This is a genomic window from Barnesiella sp. WM24 (genome assembly GCF_004570975.1).
GTDB lineage: Bacteria > Bacteroidota > Bacteroidia > Bacteroidales > Muribaculaceae > Muribaculum.
The window spans coordinates 212,384-229,677 of sequence record NZ_SPPC01000007.1 but is presented as its reverse complement, the minus strand read 5'-3'; the positions used below and the strand labels follow the sequence as shown (position 1 = coordinate 229,677).

Sequence of the window (17,294 nt, the reverse complement as noted above, 5' to 3'; positions counted from 1 at the left end):
CCTCAAACCTGATTAAACTAACAAACCATTAATTACCTAAAACCATGATGCAATGAAAAAATTGTCATTATTTCTGATTTCGATATTGACAGTCATCTGCGCGAGCGCAAAGGATGTCAATGTCACGGGTACAGTAACAGCCGCATCTGACGGCGAGCCGCTTATCGGCGCGACCGTAATGGTCAAAGGCACCACCAACGGTGTCTCAACCGACATTGACGGCGGTTTTACACTGACAGCCCCCGAAGGCTCTACTGTAGAGTTCAAGTATGTAGGCTACAAGCCTCACTCGGTAAAAGTAACCGACCCGATGAGCCCGCTTCAGGTTGTGCTTCAGGAAGACGCGACTATGCTTGACGAGGTTGTGGCTGTAGGCTACGGAACCCAGCGCAAGAGCGTCGTGACAGCGGCAATCTCCAAGATTGATGATGAAAAGCTGTCGCTCACCGCACCGGTCCGCATGGACAACGCCCTGAAAGGTCTCACCTCAGGTGTCACCGTCACCTCATCTTCCGGACAGCCCGGCGCAGCGGCACGTGTAAGAGTGCGCGGTATCGGTACTATCAATAACTCCGACCCTCTCTATATCGTCGACGGAATGCCTATCGAGGGGGGACTTGACTACCTCAACCCCAACGACATCCAGTCAATCGAGGTGCTGAAGGACGCCGCCTCAGGTGCAGTCTACGGTGCCCGTGCGGCAAACGGCGTAATCCTCGTCACCACCAAGAGCGGAAGCAAAGGCAAGACCTCGGTCACCTACGACTTCTCTTACGGATGGCAGACGGCATGGAAACACCGTGACGTGCTCAACGCTACGGAATATGCCGTAATGATGAACGAAGGTTCTCTAAACGCCGGCATCGCAGCCCCCTACTCCGACCCCTATTCCTACGGTGAAGGCTTCGACTGGCAGGACGCCGTGTTCAACGACAACGCCCCCGTGATGAACCATCAGGTAAGCATCAGCGGAGCAAGCGAAAAAGTCAACTATTTCCTCTCGCTCGGCTACTACACCCAGGAGGGTATAATAGGCGGTAACTTCAACCGCTCCAACTATCAGCGCCTAACTCTGCGCAGCAACAACACCTATACCGTATTTGACGAGTCTAAAAACCGTAACTTCCTCAACAACTTCAAAGTGACGGTAAACGCCTCTTACGCCCGCATAAAGAGCCGCGGCATCGAGACCAACTCCACCTGGGGTTCTCCTCTCGGCTCTGCCCTCGCCATCTCCCCTATGCTCACTCCCTATCTTGAAGGCGAGAAAGCACAGCAGCAGATCGACTATTATGCCGGCAACGCCAACTACGTGCCTCTCTACGGAGCCAACGGACTTCTTCTCACCAACCCCGAGGTATTCGGCAGCTATCAGGAGATGTCAAACCCCATCGCCAACATGTCGCTTCCCGGCGACCAGGGATGGAGCCACAAGTTTGTAGGCAACTTCATCGGTGAACTCCAGATCTGGGACAACCTGAAATATCGCATCAGCTACGGAGCCGACCTCTCTTTCTGGGGCAATGACGGCTACACACGCGAATACTACCTCCGCTCAGGCGCAAGCCAGACATTCTCTTCAGCCTACTCATCCAAGAGTCAGGGCACTGTGTGGCAGCTTGAAAACACCCTCAGCTACGACAAGCGCATAGGCGACCACAACTTCTCGATACTTCTCGGACAGTCGGCAAAACAGAGCAGCGGCTCATATCTCTCAGGAGCACGCAACCACATTATCGACTACAACCGCCCCTACATCGACGCGTCAACCGGACAGGCTGCCGAAGGCGACCAGACCTCTTCAGGCGCCCCCAATGTAAAAGCAAAACTCGCCTCTACATTTGCCCGTGTAAGCTACGACTACGACGCCCGCTACATGATTCAGGCAACAATACGCCGCGACGGTTCAAGCCGTTTCGGTTCCAACAACCACTGGGCCACATTCCCCTCTTTCTCTCTCGGATGGAACCTCCACAACGAGCCTTACCTCAAAAAAGTGTTCCCCGAGTGGTGGAACAACGCGAAAGTGCGCTTCTCTTGGGGTAAGAACGGTAACGAGAACATCGGCGACTTCCTCTACGTGGCTCTTGCAAGCTCAGGCAACAACGCCATCTTCGGACGCGACGAAATCGTAATCAACGGTGTAAAGGCATCAATCCTTCCCAACAAGAATCTCCGCTGGGAGGAATCCACTCAGACCGACGTAGGTCTCGACCTCGCATTCCTCAACAATGCACTCACTTTCAGCGTAGACTACTACAACAAGCGCACCGACGGCATGCTGATGAACATGCAGGTACCCGCCTATGTCGGCGAGTCAGTGCCTGTGGGCAATGTCGGCAAGATGGAAAACTCAGGTGTGGAAATGGAGCTTAACTACAACCTCTCCGTAGGCGACTGGACATTCGGTGTCGGCGGCAACCTCACCTATCTCAAAAACAAGCTTATCGACTACGGTAACGCAGAGGGATGGGCCAACCTTGACTCCTTCCAGGGCACAGGCGCCATAACCCGCGCTCAAAACGGACTCCCCTTCCCCTTCTTCTATGGATTCAAGACCGACGGCGTAATCCAGAACCAGGCTGAGGCTGACGCTTATAACGCCAAATACTCAGGCGGCTACTTCGCCGACGCCGTGCCGGGCGACGTGCGCTTCGTGGATGTCGACGGCGACGGTCAGCTCACAGAAAACGACCGTACAAAAATCGGCAAGGGAATGCCCGACTGGACCTATGGCTTCAACCTGAATGTGCAATGGAAAGGCATCGCGCTGAGCGCAATGTTCCAGGGAACGGCAGGCAACGACATCTTTGACGCAACACGACGCACCGACGCCGTAGCCTCCAACCTCCCCTCATGGATGCTCGGACGCTGGACCGGCGAAGGCACCTCCAACCGCATACCGCGCTATGTGAGAGGCGACAACCGCAACTGGGCGTCATCTGACCTCCTCGTCTATGACGGAGACTACATGCGCCTTAAAAACATCATGCTCAGCTATACACTGCCGCAGCAGATCACCCGCAAGGTGTCAGTGCAGAACTTCCGCGTCTATGTATCGGCAGAAAACCTTTTCACATGGACAAAATATCATGGATTTGACCCCGAAATCTCTTCCGGCGGCACTTCGCTCGGAATCGACTACGGCGTTTATCCGCAGCCACGCATATGGACTGTAGGCTTCAACATCCAATTCTAATCACAGCTAATAATCATGACTAAAATGAAAAACTGTAAATATATAGCCGCAGGAATGCTTGCAGCAGCCCTGTCTCTTACCGGTTGCTCCGATTCATTCCTTGAAGTGACCTCGCCGACACAGACTACAATCGACGAGTATTTCAATTCCGACGCCCACATCGCCGAGGCGGTGGTGGCGGCATATGACCCTCTGCACTGGCCCGACTGGGCGATGAACGAGTACAATCCCGTCAACATCATGAGCGACATCATGGCTGATGACATGTGGGTAGGCGGAGCCGACAAGACCGACAACGCCCCCTGGCACTACATGATGAACTTCGAGGCTCGCCCCAATGCCGTGATTTCCGGACTTTGGACCGACGCCTACAGCGGAGTGAAGCGATGCAACGACGTGATCGCCTACATGGCTAAGGAAATACCTGACATGTCGCAGGAACACCGCGACTATTACGAGGCACAGGTAAGGACACTGCGCGTGTTCTACTACAACTGGCTATGGAAATTCTGGGGCAACATCGTGTATTTCGAGACTAATTTCGAGGGTTCGCCCTATCTCGGCACCCAATACACCGCCGACGAGGTATATGGCTTCATGATCGCCGACCTTGAGGCAGCGATAGCGCTTGACGCACTCCCCATGAAAGAGACCGACGCCAATCTCGGACGCGTCACAAAGGCGATGGCCTACATGCTCTATGCCGAAATAGTGATGTATCAGAACGATGAACAGCGCTACCCGACCGCGCTCCGCTACATGACCGAAATCATCAACGAGCCCGGCTATGATCTTAACCCCGACTACACCAATATCTTCAAGGAAGAGGGCGAATGGACGTCAGAATCCATCTTTGAAATCAACTACAAGGATGACAACGCCATCCGTGACTGGGGCTCACCTCTCGCCGCAGGCGGCACAGTGCTTCCCACGCTTATCAGCCCCAACAACTGGCCCGGTGGCACCGACGGTCATGACGGAGGATGGGGATTCTGCCCCGTGCGTCAGGAGACCTACGACCGATATGACGCAGCCGACACCCGTCGCGACGCTACCTGCTGGAACGCAGGCGCGGTAGGAGCCGACTACGTGAAGCGCTATCAGGACACCGGACTGTTCCTTGAAAAATATGCAGCCATCACCGGCAACAACGCCGACCAGAAGGCATCATCAGAGCTCAACTGGAACAACAATCTGCGTATCTACCGCTACTCCGAGACACTCCTCAACGCAGCCGAGCTGATACTCCGCGGAGCAGGCTCCGGCAGCGCACAGAGCTATCTTGACCAGGTACGTTCACGCGCCAATGTAGCTTCCATACCCGCCACTATCGACAACGTGATCGAAGAGCGCCATCTTGAGTTTGTAGGTGAAGGCAAACGCTACTGGGACCTTGTACGCACAGGCAAGGCAGCCACAGTGCTTGTTCCCGACCAATACGGTTACCGCACCAACACCTGGAGCGAGTCGAAGAAATATCTGCCCATCCCGCAGAGTGAAATCGACAAGTCACAGGGCACTCTCAAACAAAACAATTACTAAAATCAATATCCAGAAAATCACATCAAGATGAAAAAGATATTTAACAGCATAGCCTCGCTCGCCCTGCTGCTCGGCACAGGACTATTCACAGCCTGCTCGCCTGATGAGTTTGACACAGTGAATCCTGACGCGATTCCGGAAGCAAGCGACATCAACGTCACCGTAACAGTCGACCAGGAGACCAACGAGTACACGCTTACGCTAAACAATCCGGGCTACTATCCGGTGTGGACTATCCACACCAGCCCCACTAAAGAGGAAATCTCCACACGCCCCGTCTATAAAGGCATCATCACCGTGGCAGGCACCTACCCCGTGGAGGTGAGGATGGGCAACCGCAACGGAGTGTCGACAGGCTCTAAGGTCGTTGAAATCAATATCGAGAACACCCTCGTCGACTACACTCCCTACATGCGCCGCCTCACTAACGGCGACAGCAAGACATGGATGTTTGCAGCTGATAAGAGCGGTCACCTCGGCTGTGGAAAATCGGGTTCCGACGGTCTTGATTGGTGGAGCGCAGCGCCCCACGACAAAGACGGTGTAGGAATGTATGAAAACCGCTTCATCTTTGCCGACAACGGCGGGACCGACTCGGGAAAATACACCTATGATCCCGGCACAAGCGGTACAATCTATGTCAACACCGGCATCACTTCGCTGCCTCCCTACTCCGACAGCAACCCCGGCGACGGCGTCGACTACTCCGCCCCCGCGCAGCTTGCAGAGTCTACCTTCAAGCTCACGACCGAAGGCACCGACATGTATCTTGTATTCCCGGAAGGCACTCTGTTAGGCTACCTGCCGTTTAACGAGGCATATGACAACCCGAAGTTCAAGGTACACTCCATCACCAACGATAATATCGAGCTGTCAATCGACAACGGAAGCATCGCATGGCACTATATACTCGGACTCGAAGGCGAGGCGCCTTTCACAGGCTTCAAGTATGACAGCGAGTTCAACATGTGGCGCAACGCAAATGTCACTGTAGGCGGATTCTACTATGCACCCGGATGGGCGCAAATTGCCGACCCTGCCTATGAAGTGACCGCCAACGGCTACACTCTTACTCTCCCCGCCGCCACTTCCGACCAGTGGCAGGCTCAGATGCCGCTTATAACCGACATTTCAGCCAATTCAGCTACCAACTATGACTTCTCCATAGTGCTCAACTCTTCTACCGACCACCCCGGAGTGACAGTCAAGCTGACCCAGGATGGCGACGACGGCAACTTCCTCTTTGAGGAGAGAGTGGCGCTGAAGGCTTACGAAGACTTCGTATTCTATAAGTCAGACCTCCCCGGCATAGACGCACCGACACTCAAGCTCGTGCTTGACTTCGGTGGAAACGCTGAAAACACTGAAATCTCGATAAGCAATATCGTGCTCAAGAACCACGCCGACGATGACGGCACTGTGCTGCCCGCCGAAAAGCCTGAAGAGCCCGAAGCTCCCGTGACCTGGGTGGATGAAGCCAACCTATGGACTGCCGCGACTTACACCACCGAGTTTTTCTACGCTCCGGGATGGGCGCAGATAGCCGACCCGGGATTTGAAGAAAACGGCAAGGATTTCACTGTGACGCTTCCCGAAGCCACCTCTGACCAGTGGCAGGCTCAGGTAAAACTGCATTCCGACATCTCTACAGCAGCCGACAAGCAGTATGACTTCCGCATCGTGATGAACTCGACAACCGACCATCCCGGTGTCACGGTAAAACTCGTGCTCGCCGGCGGAGGTGACAACGACAATGTATTTTACATGGCTGACAGGGTGAAGCTCACAGCCTACGACGACTGCGAGTTCAAGTGGGTCAACATGCCGGGTATCGACATGGACAAGGTGAGCCTCGTGCTCGACTTCGGAGGATGCGCCCCCTCAACCGTGGTAAATGTCTCCAAGATTCACCTTCAGGAACATCACGAATAAATCAAACGGTACAATAAAGCGACCCCCGCGATAATTTAAGGTGGGAATTTGTTTAGGTTTATCTCAACGTGGATGGCACAGGGCTGCCGTCCACGTTTTTTTACATGCCTCACAGAACAGTTTAACCACCGATATTTGTTATTACCTCAAAATGATTCGGCTATTTGTTTATGAAACGGAGTCTCTTGATACTGGCAACTGTAATTTTGTCGCTCATCTCCTTCCCGGGAGCATGGGCACAGATGCCTATCAAGCTGTATGTCGCCCCGCAGGTGAAGCCCGACTCCACCGACATAGCCTATTACGGGAAAGAGCATTTCTGGCGTGCCACAGGAGAAGTCGTCGGCTTCAACCTCGGGCTGTGGGCATTTGACCGCTATATACAGAAAGGCGACTTCGCCTACATCTCATGGCACACTATCAAGGAAAACTTCCGCCACGGATTCAAGTGGGACAACGACAAGCTCGGCACAAACATGTTTGCCCATCCTTACAACGGCAACCTCTTTTTCAATGCCGCCCGCTCCAATGGTTACAATTTCTGGAAATCAGAACTGTTTGCGATAGGAGGCAGCGCGATGTGGGAACTGTTCATGGAATGTGAATACCCGTCGACCAACGACATCATCGCCACCCCCATAGGCGGAGCGGCGATAGGCGAGGTCTGCTTCCGCGCCTCCGATGCAGTGCTTGACGACCGCCTTACCGGAGCCGCACGTTTCGGAAGGGAGTTTGCGGCATTTCTCATCTCCCCGATGAGAGGGCTTACACGTGTGCTGACAAGCGACGCGTGGCGTGTGCGCCCCACCTCGGGGCGGCTTTTCGGGACCCCAAACTTCGCGATGGAGTTTTCGCTCGGCGCGCGCATGCTTGAGTTCCGCCATGAAAGATATGACGCGAGCATAGGCGCGGCGGCTGAAATCAATATCGAATACGGTGACCGATTCGAGGTCAAGAGCACCAAGCCCTATGACTATTTCACGTTTCGCGGATGTGTCAACATAGTCAACTCCCAGCCCCTGCTCGGACAGATGGAAATAAAAGGCAGGCTGCTCGCCCGCGAGCTTCTTGAAAAGGAACGCCAGCACATGAGCATCGGACTATACCAGCACTTCGACTTCTATGATTCCGACACGATATCGAGCGTGTCGGCAAAGGTGCCTTATAAGCTCGGTATCCCTGCGAGCCTCGGCTGCGGAATCATGTTCCGCGACATAGAGCGTCACCGCTTTGTGCTCGATGCCTACGCCCACGCCAATGCCGTCATACTCGGCTCCGTTCTGTCAGACCACTATGACGTCGACGAGCGCAACTATAATCTCGCAAGCGGATTTTCAATCAAGGGCGGAGTGAATTTGGTCTTTGACAAGAGCCGGTTTTCGCTGTCGCTATCCAATGAATATTACCGCCTTTTTACTTGGAAAGGCTACCGGCGGGGTACCAATCTTGACAACGTGGACTACAAGACCCTCGATGCACAGGGCGACCGCTCTGTGGCGCTGTTTAACGTCACCGAACTCCGCGCCGACCTGCGTGTCTGGAAAAAGCTATACGCCACATTCTCGTTTTCCAACTATCTCCGCTCCACCCACTACCGCGACTATCCCCACATGACCTCCAACTCCTTCGCCCTACGCCTCATGCTCACCTACAAGCTATAACCGCGCGGGCATTGTCGAGACGGAGCCCCCATCCCCAACGTGGAAAAACCTTCTTTGCATTGGGTGGACGGCGGGCGAGCTTCCACTCGCCCCTACTTTGCCTGTACAGATGTTTGTGGCATGGCGCAGGGCGGGAGGTCGCCCGGATATACAGATACAAAGAGAGGGTGTCCAGAATTCTGAACACCCTCTCTTTGTCAATATAGTCAGCGGAGATTAAGCGTTGACTTCGATTTTCTTGTAGCGCGGAACGAGGAGCTTCATGATAGCCCAGCCTACAAGGTAGGCAACACCACATATACAGAATACCACGAAGTAGCCGGCAGGCTTGCCTTCATAGCTCATGAATGCCATGCGGGTCTGCTCGGCATAGTCAAAGAGTACGCCTGAGCCAAGGTTAATCAGGAATGAACCGATACCTCCCGCCATACCGCCGATACCGATGATAGTGGCGATGGTGCTCTTGGGGAACATGTCACCAACTACAGAGTAGATGTTGGCACTCCATGACTGGTGAGCCGCACCGGCGATACCGATGATGATAATAGGCATCCAGGGCGATACAGAGCTGAGGGGCTGTGCCGCAAGCGCGAGCAAGGGGAACACGGCAAAGATAAGCATTGCCTTCATACGTGCTGAATAGGCGTCAACCTTCACGCCGCGACGCGCTGCATTGTCGATAAAGACTGTAGGCAACTTACCGCCATAGATTGATAACATGGTGATAAGATAGAGTACAAAAATCATCATCATACCCTCACCTGAAGAAGTTGAGAGCTTGAACACGTCGGTGATGTAGGCCGGAGTCCAGAAGAGGAAGAACCACCACACACCGTCGGTCAGGAATTTGCCAAAGAACACAGCCCATGTCTGGGGGTACTTGAAACACTTCAGGAAGGGGATGGTAGCAGTCTCGCTGTCTTCAATCTCAGCCTTTTCCTTAGCAGTCTCAGCGGGGGCGTCGTCATCCTGCTCGATGTAAGCAAGCTCAGCCTCGTTGACACGGGGATTTTCAGCGGGTTTCTTATAAAGGAAAATCCAGAATCCCATCCAGACGAAACCGAGCGCACCGATGATGATAAACGCCATTTCCCAACCGTTACCCCAGCCGATGCTCTGGAAATACTTTGCAAGCGGGCCGATGGTAAACGGAGCCACGAGCGCGCCTACAGCCGATCCGGCATTGAAGATAGCGGTAGCGAACGCACGGTCACGCTTGGGGAAGTATTCGGCAGTCACCTTGATTGCGGCAGGGAAGTTGCCCGCCTCGCCGAGAGCAAGGATTGTGCGCGCCATGAGGAAGAAATAAACCGATACAGTGGCTATCATCACAGCCACGTCGCCGGTGGCGCCGAGCAGCTCGGCAGCGTCATGCAGTCCGAGATAGCTTTCGGTAGCGATACCGCAAGCCGCATGGAGGCATGCACCTGCCGACCACACGCCGATAGCCCACAGATAGCCTTTCTTGGTTCCCATCCAGTCGATGAAGCGTCCGGCGAGAAGGTTGGCTACCGCGTAGACGATGGAGAACACGGCGGTTATAAGACCATAGTTGGCATCGGTCCAGTGAAATTCAGGAGAGATGAACTCTTTCCAGGTAAGCGAGAGCACCTGGCGGTCCATATAGTTGACAGTTGTTGCAAGAAATAGCAACAGACAGATAGTCCAGCGGAAGCTGGTCATCTTCTTATTGGCTGCGGATAAAGGTGTTGTCGTAGCCATAATCAGAACTTAAAGTAGTTTTTAGCGTTGTTGTAGCAGATGTCCTCAATCATCTTGTTCACGCGCTCAGCCTCATAGCCGGTGTAAGGAATCTCTCCGTTTTCCACATCAGTACCGACGAGGTTACAGAGTGTGCGGCGGAAATATTCGTGACGCGGATAAGACAGGAAGGAGCGAGAGTCGGTAAGCATACCTACGAAGCGGCTGAGAAGTCCGAGAAGTGACAGAGCGTTCATCTGCTTCTGCATGCCGTCTTTCTGGTCAAGGAACCACCATCCTGAACCAAACTGGATTTTTCCGGGTATTGAACCGTCCTGGAAGTTACCGAGCATAGTGGCGATCACTTCGTTGGCACAGGGATTGAGGTTGTAAAGGATGGTCTTTGTAAGCTTGCCACGGCTGTTGAGTTTATCAAGATACTTCGCACATGACTTGGCGGTATTGAACTCGCCGATTGAGTCAAAACCGGTGTCGGGGCCGAGCAGCTTGAACATCTTGGAGTTGTTGTTGCGGATAGCTCCGTAGTGGAACTGCTGTGTCCATCCTGAAGCGTAGTCCATCTCTCCAAACACAATCATCATCGCGCTCTTGAACTTGTCGATTTCCTCGTGGGTAAGTTCCTTTCCACCATATACCTTGTCGAAGATGGCGTCAATCTCGCCATCGGTATAGTCGGCGGCATAGAACTCCTCGATACCGTGGTCAGAAAGGCGGCAGCCCATCTCCTCGAAGAAGTCGTGACGCTTCTGCAGCGCGTCAACCATGTCGCTGAACTTGCTGATTGTCACGCCCGACACCTCGGCAAGCTTCTCCACATAAGCACGGAACTCGGCGGGATTCTCGACTGCCATAGCCTTGTCAGGACGCCATGTCGGGAGCATCTTCACCTCAAAGCCGCTGTCGCGCACCTGCTTGTGATATTCAAGCGAGTCAACAGGGTCGTCGGTGGTGCAGACAGTCTCCACGTTGTAACGGCGCATGAAGCCGCGTGCGGTCATCGTCGGGTCGTTAAGGAGCTTGTCGTTACACTCGTCGAAAATCTCGCGTGCGGTGGTGGGGTTAAGAAGCTTGTCTATGCCAAACGCGGTCTTCAGCTCAAGGTGAGTCCAGTGATAGAGCGGATTACGGAAAGTGTAAGGCACTGTCTCCGCCCACTTCTCAAACTTTTCCCAGTCAGAAGTGTCGGTTCCGGTGCAGAAACGCTCGTCAACACCGTTGGAGCGCATGGCACGCCACTTGTAATGATCGCCGCCAAGCCATATTTCAGTAATCGACTTGAATTTATGGTCATCAGCCACCATCTTGGGGATAAGGTGACAGTGGTAGTCTATGATGGGCATTTTAGCTGCATGCTCATGGTACAGTTTCTGCGCGGTCTCTGTCTGCAGCAGAAAGTTTTCATCCATAAAGGGTTTCATTGTTTTTTACTAAGGTTAAAGGGTTACACCATTTTTGAAAATTGATATCTCATGGATACCGCTCTTCTCGGAGTTGACAAAGCGTCCGCTTGCCACCTCGATTACATATTTCACAAAGCGCGCAAGCACTTCATCCATTGACTCGTCTTCGACAAGCACTCCGGCGTTGAAGTCAATCCAAGCCGGCTTGCGCTCGGCGAGTCCGGAATTGGTCGACACTTTCATCGTGGGCACAAAGGTGCCGAAGGGGGTGCCGCGTCCGGTCGTAAACAATACCATCTGGCAGCCTGCGGCAGCGAGTGCGGTCGAGGCTACAAGGTCATTGCCGGGAGCCGAAAGAAGATTCAGCCCGTGGTTGTGGATGCGCTCACCGTATTCAAGCACACCGTATACAGGACTCTTGCCCGACTTCTGGGTGCATCCGAGAGCTTTCTCCTCAAGGGTCGAGATACCTCCCGCCTTGTTGCCGGGTGAGGGATTCTCGCCTACAGGCTCGCCGTGGCTGAGGAAGTATTGCTTGAAGTTGTTGATCAGGTCAATCGTCTGATTCAGCAGCTTGTCATCGGCACAACGCTCCATGAGGATGGTCTCGGCACCAAACATCTCAGGCACCTCGGTAAGCACTGTAGTACCGCCTTGCGTACCGCAGAGGAAGTCGGAAAACGCGCCAAGAAGCGGATTAGCCGTGATGCCTGAAAATCCGTCGGAACCGCCGCATTTGAGTCCGATGCGGAGCTTGGATGCAGGCACGGTCGTGCGCTTCAATCCTTTGGCGTTGTCATAAAGCCCGCGCAATATCTCGAGACCTGCCTCCACTTCGTCGCCTTCCACTTCCTGACACACCATGAACTTCACGCGGTCACGGTCGTAGTCGCCGCAGAATTCCTCAAACACCTTGGGCTGATTGTTTTCGCAACCGAGACCCACGACAAGTATACCTCCGGCATTGGGGTGATGCACCATGTCGCGGAGTATCTTCTTTGTGTTTTCGTGGTCGTCGCCAAGCTGAGAGCAACCGTAATTATGGGGAAATCCGAAGATGCCGTCGACGCCTTCCGCGCCTGTCTCTTCGTTCAAGCGGTCAACAATCTGCTTCACGATGCCATTGACACAGCCTACGGTAGGAATCACCCATATCTCGTTACGGATGCCAACCTGACCGTCTTTGCGCTCATAGCCTTCAAATGTAAGCTCGGGGGCACTTTCCTTTTCGGCGGTGACACCCTTTATCTTAATGTCGGAGTAGTCGAGCTGACCGGCAAGATTGGTCTTTATGTCGTTATGGTCAAGATAGCTTCCCTCCTTTACATCGTGGAGCACGTGTCCGATAGGGAATCCGTATTTAATCACATTTTCGCCCGCAGCGATATCCTGCAGGGCCACTTTATGTCCTGCAGGTATATCGGTCACGAGGGTTATTGTCTTGCCGTCGATTTCGATAGCCGTGCCCTTGGAGAGGGGTGTTATCGCCACTGCTACGTTGTCGGCGGGATTGATTTTGATATATTCCTTCATAATCAGAGGATAGTCTTGACGGTTTCAAGCATGCCCTTGTCACGGATTGAATCGAGATACTCGACAACGAGGTCGGTAAGACCGGGGATGTTGTTGAGATTACCGTGGTCTTTCCAGATAAGCTCGTCGGCAGCGAGAACTCCCTCTGCCACCTTGCGGGTGTCGCCGGTAGCCCAGAGGTCGGTGAGAAGCTGCATGATCTGCTGGTCGTCGTTAGGCACGATGTCGGCGCCGTCGGCACGCTTGCCACCCTTGTAGTAAGTGATGATTGCGGCAAGACCGAGCACAATGCCCTTGGGAAGCTCGCCCTTACGCTCAAGATAGGTCTTCAGTCCGGGGAGGTCACGGGTCTGGAACTTCGGGAATGAGTTGAGCATGATTGAAGTCACCTGATGGTCTACATAAGGATTGTCGAAACGCTCAAGCACGCTTTCGCCATACTTCTTCAGCTCGTCCATCGGGAGATTGAGGGTCTGCATAAGCTCGTCAAACTGCACCTTGCGGATGTACTCGCCAAGCACGGGATGGTTGCAGGCATCACGCACGATGTCTACACCTGAAAGGTAGCTGACGGGTGAAAGCACTGTGTGGGGACCGTTGAGCAGGGTCACCTTTCTTTCATGATAAGGAGCCTCGGAGTCGGTGATGATGACATTCAGGCCAGCCTTCTCTGCCGGGAACTCGGCGCGGAGCTCTTCGATCGACATGTTGTCGGGACGCTCGATAACCCAGAGGTGGAATGCCTCGCCCTGTACCACAACATTGTCCTTGTAGCCGAGCTTTTCCTGAATCTGGTTGATTTCCTTGCGGGGGAATCCGGGAACGATACGGTCAACGAGAGTGGCACATACATAATTATATGTGTTGAACCAGTTCTTGAATGTCTCGTAGTCGGCGCCGAGGTCTTCTTTCCAGAGGTCGATAGTCTTGTTGATGCAGTCCTTGAGGTGGTGGCCGTTTTCAAATATAAGCTCGCAGGGCATTATGATAAGACCCTTGTCGGCAGCTCCGTTGAAGGTCTTGAAACGACGGTAGAGAAGCTGGGTAAGACGGGCGGGATAGTTCTCGCAGGGAGCGTCGGTAAACTTGCTTTCGGCGCTGAAAGTGATACCTGCCTCGGTAGTGTTGGAAATCACGAAGCGGATTTCGGGCTGGTCAGCGAGACCCATGTAAGCGTCAAACTGCTCGTAAGGGTTAAGACCGCGGCTGAGGCAGTCGATACGGGTGAGCGAGTTTACAACCTCTCCGTTAAGACGACCCTGAAGATTGACATGATACATGCAGTCCTGACCCTGGAGAAGAGTCATCGGGAACGCGTTGCGGGTACCCTGAAGCACTACGACCGATGCATTGAAATCGGTAGTGTCGTTCATGTTCTTAACAATCCAGTCAACAAACGCGCGGAGGAAATTACCTTCACCGAACTGAATGATCTTTTCGGGAGCCACAGCCTTAGGGGCTGTAAGTTTATTCAATACTTTCATAAAAGATATGTTTTAATAGTTTATTGTTTGTTTGGTTTCCAATTGTCAGTCATAGTAAAAATACCGGAGGCGTCGACATAGCGGCGCGCAGTCTCAGCATCGGGGGTCAGCGCCCATGTCACGCGGGTGTCGGGCGACGCGCCGGCGCCGGTGGAGCCATACTCGCCATAGCGGGCGGTCTTTTCATTTTCGGGGTTACGCCAGTTGTCCCATCCGGCCGGAGTTATGTGACCGTCCATCTCGCAGTCTATAAACATCGTGAAGGCATGAGGACGCCAGGGACGACCGAGATACACCTTCCCTACTCCGGGCGCCGCCTTTATCTTGCAGCGGTTGAACACATAACCGACCTCCACATCGGCAGGGGTCGACGCGGCGGTGATATAGGAATCGCGCTTGGAATAGATAGTACAGTCTTCAAAGAGTGCCGTCGCCGGACCGAATATAAAGTCGGTGGTGCCTTCAATATAGCAGCCGCCGAAGTAGAGGCGCGCTTTCCTTCCGCCGGTGAAAATGGTGTCCTGGTTGCCGAGGAAACGGCAGTTGATAAACGACAGGCGGTCGCCCTCGGTGTGAAGCGCGACAGCCTGACCGAGCTGCTCGGCGTTGTTTTCGATTGTCAGGTTGCGGAATGTCATGTCGCAGCCCTCCACTTTCACGGTGTAGGTGCGGAATGTGCCCATCTTGTTTATGTTGGCATGATCGCTGAAAGTGATTATGGTGCTGTCGGCCGACTCACCTATAAACTCTACATTCTCAAGCCAGGACGGAATCACGAGCTTTTCGCGGTAAACGCCGTTTTTGATGTCGACTGTCACCGTGTAGTCCATGAAGGCGCGTATGCCTTCCATTGCCTCGGTGAGGGTCAGGTAGTCGCCGGAGCCATCCTGCGCGACGGTAATATGGCGTTTATACTCCACCGCCCCGAGCGGTGTCGAGACCGTCAGGGCGAGGAACAGTAGTGATATTAATGATAAGTTACGTAACATCGTCATCATCGTGAAGCGGCTACTTGGTTACACGGAACCAGTCGATATCGAGCCAGCCGGAGTCATTGCTATGCCAGGGGCGTACGCAGAACATACCGAACTTGGCGCCTATCCAGTGGCCTTCCCTTACATTCAGCGGCTTGCCGAAACGGGTGTATTTCTTTCCGTCAAGGCTGTAATAGAATGTTGCCTCGGCAGTGTAGTCGGCTTTCTCTGTCGGCTTTTTGGCTCCGGTATATTTCACCTGGACGCGGAGGTAAAGCTCTTTGTCGCCGTCAATCTTGATTGACTCGCCTCTTGTCTCCTTGCCGCCCTTGTTGGCTTTCTCGCAGTCGATGTTGACAAGATATATGCCGTCTTCGCGGCTTTCGAGGGCGATGGTGCCGTAGTTATAGCCCATCACGATAAGTCCGGCGAGCTCGCCTGCCTGCACCTTTCCGTTGTTGACACGGGGACAGAACTTGACTTTTGCGGTAGCGGTGAAGTTGTGGGCGGGAAATTTCTGCAACAGCAGATTGGGCATGTCGTAAAGACGCTCTGCGCCGGGGGTGTTGTGGGAGAAGAGGCGGAGCTTTGACTCATTGGCATCGGCAAAATACCATAGCGCTGAAGGGTTGCCCTTCCACTGCCACTGCAGTCCGAGGGTATTGGAGTCAAACTCGTCGGATTCGGCAGGATTTACCGCCTTGTAAGTCTTTCCTACATTGGGCTTGCGATATTTCAAGACAGGCTCTCCGCGGCCATCGCCGTCGGGATCGACACCTATCACGGGCCAGCCGTCTTCATTCCACTTCATAGGCTGCAGATGTACGACACGTCCGTAAGGGCCTTTGTCCTGAAAATGGATAAACCAGTCTTCCTTGCCGTCGGGGGTGTCAATCCACGCTCCCTGGTGAGGACCGTTGATGTCGGTTGTGCCTTGGTCCATCACGTTGCGCACCTCATAGGGACCCCAGGGGCTCTTTGAGCGCAGCACTTCCTGCCAGCCGGTAGCGACACCGCCGGAAGGTGAGAATATGTAGTACCAGTCGCCGCGCTTATACATCTTGGCACCTTCGATGGTGGGGTTTTCGACATGTCCGTCATAAATCATGCGGTCTTGTCCGATGGTGCTTTTTCCGTCGGGGGTCATCTCGATCATGCCGAGTATGCTCTTCACGCCTGCGCGGCTTCCGGCATATCCGTGGGCTATGTAAGCCTTGCCGTCTTCATCCCAGAAGGGGCAGGTGTCGATGATGCCCTTTGCCTTGTGGACCCACACGAGCGGTTCCCAGGGACCGGCGGGATTTCTGGTCTTTGTCATGAAGATACCGAGGTCGGGGTCGCCGTAGTAGATATAATACTCTCCGTTGTGATAGCGGATGGCGGGCGCCCACACGGCGTTACCGTGGGAGGGGTCGGGAGCCGCCTGTGCATACTCGGGCATCTCGGCGATAGCATGACCGACAAGCGTCCAGTTGACAAGGTCGCGTGAATGGAGCACGGGCAGTCCGGGGATGTCGCAGAAACTTGACGCTGTCATATAGTAGTCATCGCCCACACGCACCACGTCGGGGTCGGAATAATCGGCATTTATAATCGGGTTCTTGTATTCACCGTTGCCAAGGTCGGGCGACCAGACATTGGAAATCTGCGCCGTTGACACAAGCGCACACGATGCGAGCATTGCCGCAAAAACGGATTTTTTTCCTATAAACATAACTGTGTCTTGATAATTAGTTTATGGTCAACACTACTTCGGGGCAGCTTCATGGTAAGATCCGGGCAGGTAACGTGCAAGGCTACCAGACGCCTCCGCTTGATGATGACAGGTTAAGTTGATTTAAGTTTTG

At 53.8% G+C, this 17,294-nt stretch carries 10 protein-coding genes; 4 read left to right on the top strand and 6 right to left on the bottom strand.

The window, feature by feature from the left end; all coding sequences use genetic code 11:
• Window positions 1-52 precede the first annotated feature (52 nt).
• From E4T81_RS09485 to E4T81_RS09470, 4 genes are all read left to right on the top strand, one after another.
• Complete coding sequence (locus E4T81_RS09485) at window positions 53-3,199, top strand: TonB-dependent receptor (RefSeq protein WP_135043912.1); 3,147 nt, start codon at window positions 53-55, stop codon at window positions 3,197-3,199.
• Window positions 3,200-3,223: 24 nt separating this feature from the next.
• Window positions 3,224-4,741, top strand: a complete 1,518-nt coding sequence (locus E4T81_RS09480) for a RagB/SusD family nutrient uptake outer membrane protein (RefSeq protein WP_135043911.1) — start codon at window positions 3,224-3,226, stop codon at window positions 4,739-4,741.
• A gap of 27 nt (window positions 4,742-4,768) precedes the next feature.
• Window positions 4,769-6,673, top strand: a complete 1,905-nt coding sequence (locus E4T81_RS09475) for a hypothetical protein (RefSeq protein WP_135043910.1) — start codon at window positions 4,769-4,771, stop codon at window positions 6,671-6,673.
• A 170-nt stretch (window positions 6,674-6,843) separates the two neighbouring features.
• Window positions 6,844-8,334: a DUF3943 domain-containing protein gene (locus tag E4T81_RS09470; protein ID WP_135043909.1), complete on the top strand. Its 1,491-nt coding sequence runs from the start codon at window positions 6,844-6,846 to the stop codon at window positions 8,332-8,334.
• A gap of 216 nt (window positions 8,335-8,550) precedes the next feature.
• Here E4T81_RS09470 and E4T81_RS09465 read toward each other — a convergent pair whose 3' ends face one another.
• From E4T81_RS09465 to E4T81_RS09440, 6 genes are read right to left on the bottom strand one after another with little or no spacing between them, the layout of a single operon-like run.
• Window positions 8,551-10,056, bottom strand: coding sequence for an MFS transporter (locus E4T81_RS09465; RefSeq protein WP_135043907.1), 1,506 nt, complete (start codon window positions 10,054-10,056; stop codon window positions 8,551-8,553).
• 2 nt (window positions 10,057-10,058) lie between these two features.
• Entirely contained in the window at window positions 10,059-11,474 is a 1,416-nt protein-coding gene (gene uxaC, locus E4T81_RS09460; protein WP_135043905.1) for a glucuronate isomerase, read from the bottom strand.
• Window positions 11,475-11,489: 15 nt separating this feature from the next.
• Entirely contained in the window at window positions 11,490-12,992 is a 1,503-nt protein-coding gene (locus E4T81_RS09455) for a UxaA family hydrolase (protein ID WP_135043903.1), read from the bottom strand.
• Complete coding sequence (locus tag E4T81_RS09450; protein WP_135043902.1) at window positions 12,992-14,473, bottom strand: tagaturonate reductase; 1,482 nt, start codon at window positions 14,471-14,473, stop codon at window positions 12,992-12,994. The genes E4T81_RS09455 and E4T81_RS09450 overlap by 1 nt, the downstream gene beginning before the upstream one ends.
• 20 nt (window positions 14,474-14,493) lie before the next feature.
• Window positions 14,494-15,462 carry a pectinesterase family protein gene (locus E4T81_RS09445; RefSeq protein ID WP_245207048.1) on the bottom strand — a complete coding sequence of 323 codons (969 nt, stop codon included), beginning with the start codon at window positions 15,460-15,462 and terminating at the stop codon, window positions 14,494-14,496.
• Between the two features lie 19 nt (window positions 15,463-15,481).
• Complete coding sequence (locus E4T81_RS09440; protein WP_135043898.1) at window positions 15,482-17,161, bottom strand: glycoside hydrolase 43 family protein; 1,680 nt, start codon at window positions 17,159-17,161, stop codon at window positions 15,482-15,484.
• Window positions 17,162-17,294: the final 133 nt, after the last annotated feature.

Excerpts from the sequence above, each read along its gene's own strand:
- E4T81_RS09485 (WP_135043912.1), top strand. The coding sequence starts at position 53 with ATGAAAAAATTGTCATTATTTCTGATTTCGATATTGACAGTCATCTGC.
- E4T81_RS09480 (WP_135043911.1), top strand. The coding sequence starts at position 3,224 with ATGAAAAACTGTAAATATATAGCCGCAGGAATGCTTGCAGCAGCCCTG.
- E4T81_RS09475 (WP_135043910.1), top strand. The coding sequence starts at position 4,769 with ATGAAAAAGATATTTAACAGCATAGCCTCGCTCGCCCTGCTGCTCGGC.
- E4T81_RS09470 (WP_135043909.1), top strand. The coding sequence starts at position 6,844 with ATGAAACGGAGTCTCTTGATACTGGCAACTGTAATTTTGTCGCTCATC.
- E4T81_RS09465 (WP_135043907.1), bottom strand. The coding sequence starts at position 10,056 with ATGGCTACGACAACACCTTTATCCGCAGCCAATAAGAAGATGACCAGC.
- uxaC (WP_135043905.1), bottom strand. The coding sequence starts at position 11,474 with ATGAAACCCTTTATGGATGAAAACTTTCTGCTGCAGACAGAGACCGCG.
- E4T81_RS09450 (WP_135043902.1), bottom strand. The coding sequence starts at position 14,473 with ATGAAAGTATTGAATAAACTTACAGCCCCTAAGGCTGTGGCTCCCGAA.
- E4T81_RS09445 (WP_245207048.1), bottom strand. The coding sequence starts at position 15,462 with ATGTTACGTAACTTATCATTAATATCACTACTGTTCCTCGCCCTGACG.
- E4T81_RS09440 (WP_135043898.1), bottom strand. The coding sequence starts at position 17,161 with ATGTTTATAGGAAAAAAATCCGTTTTTGCGGCAATGCTCGCATCGTGT.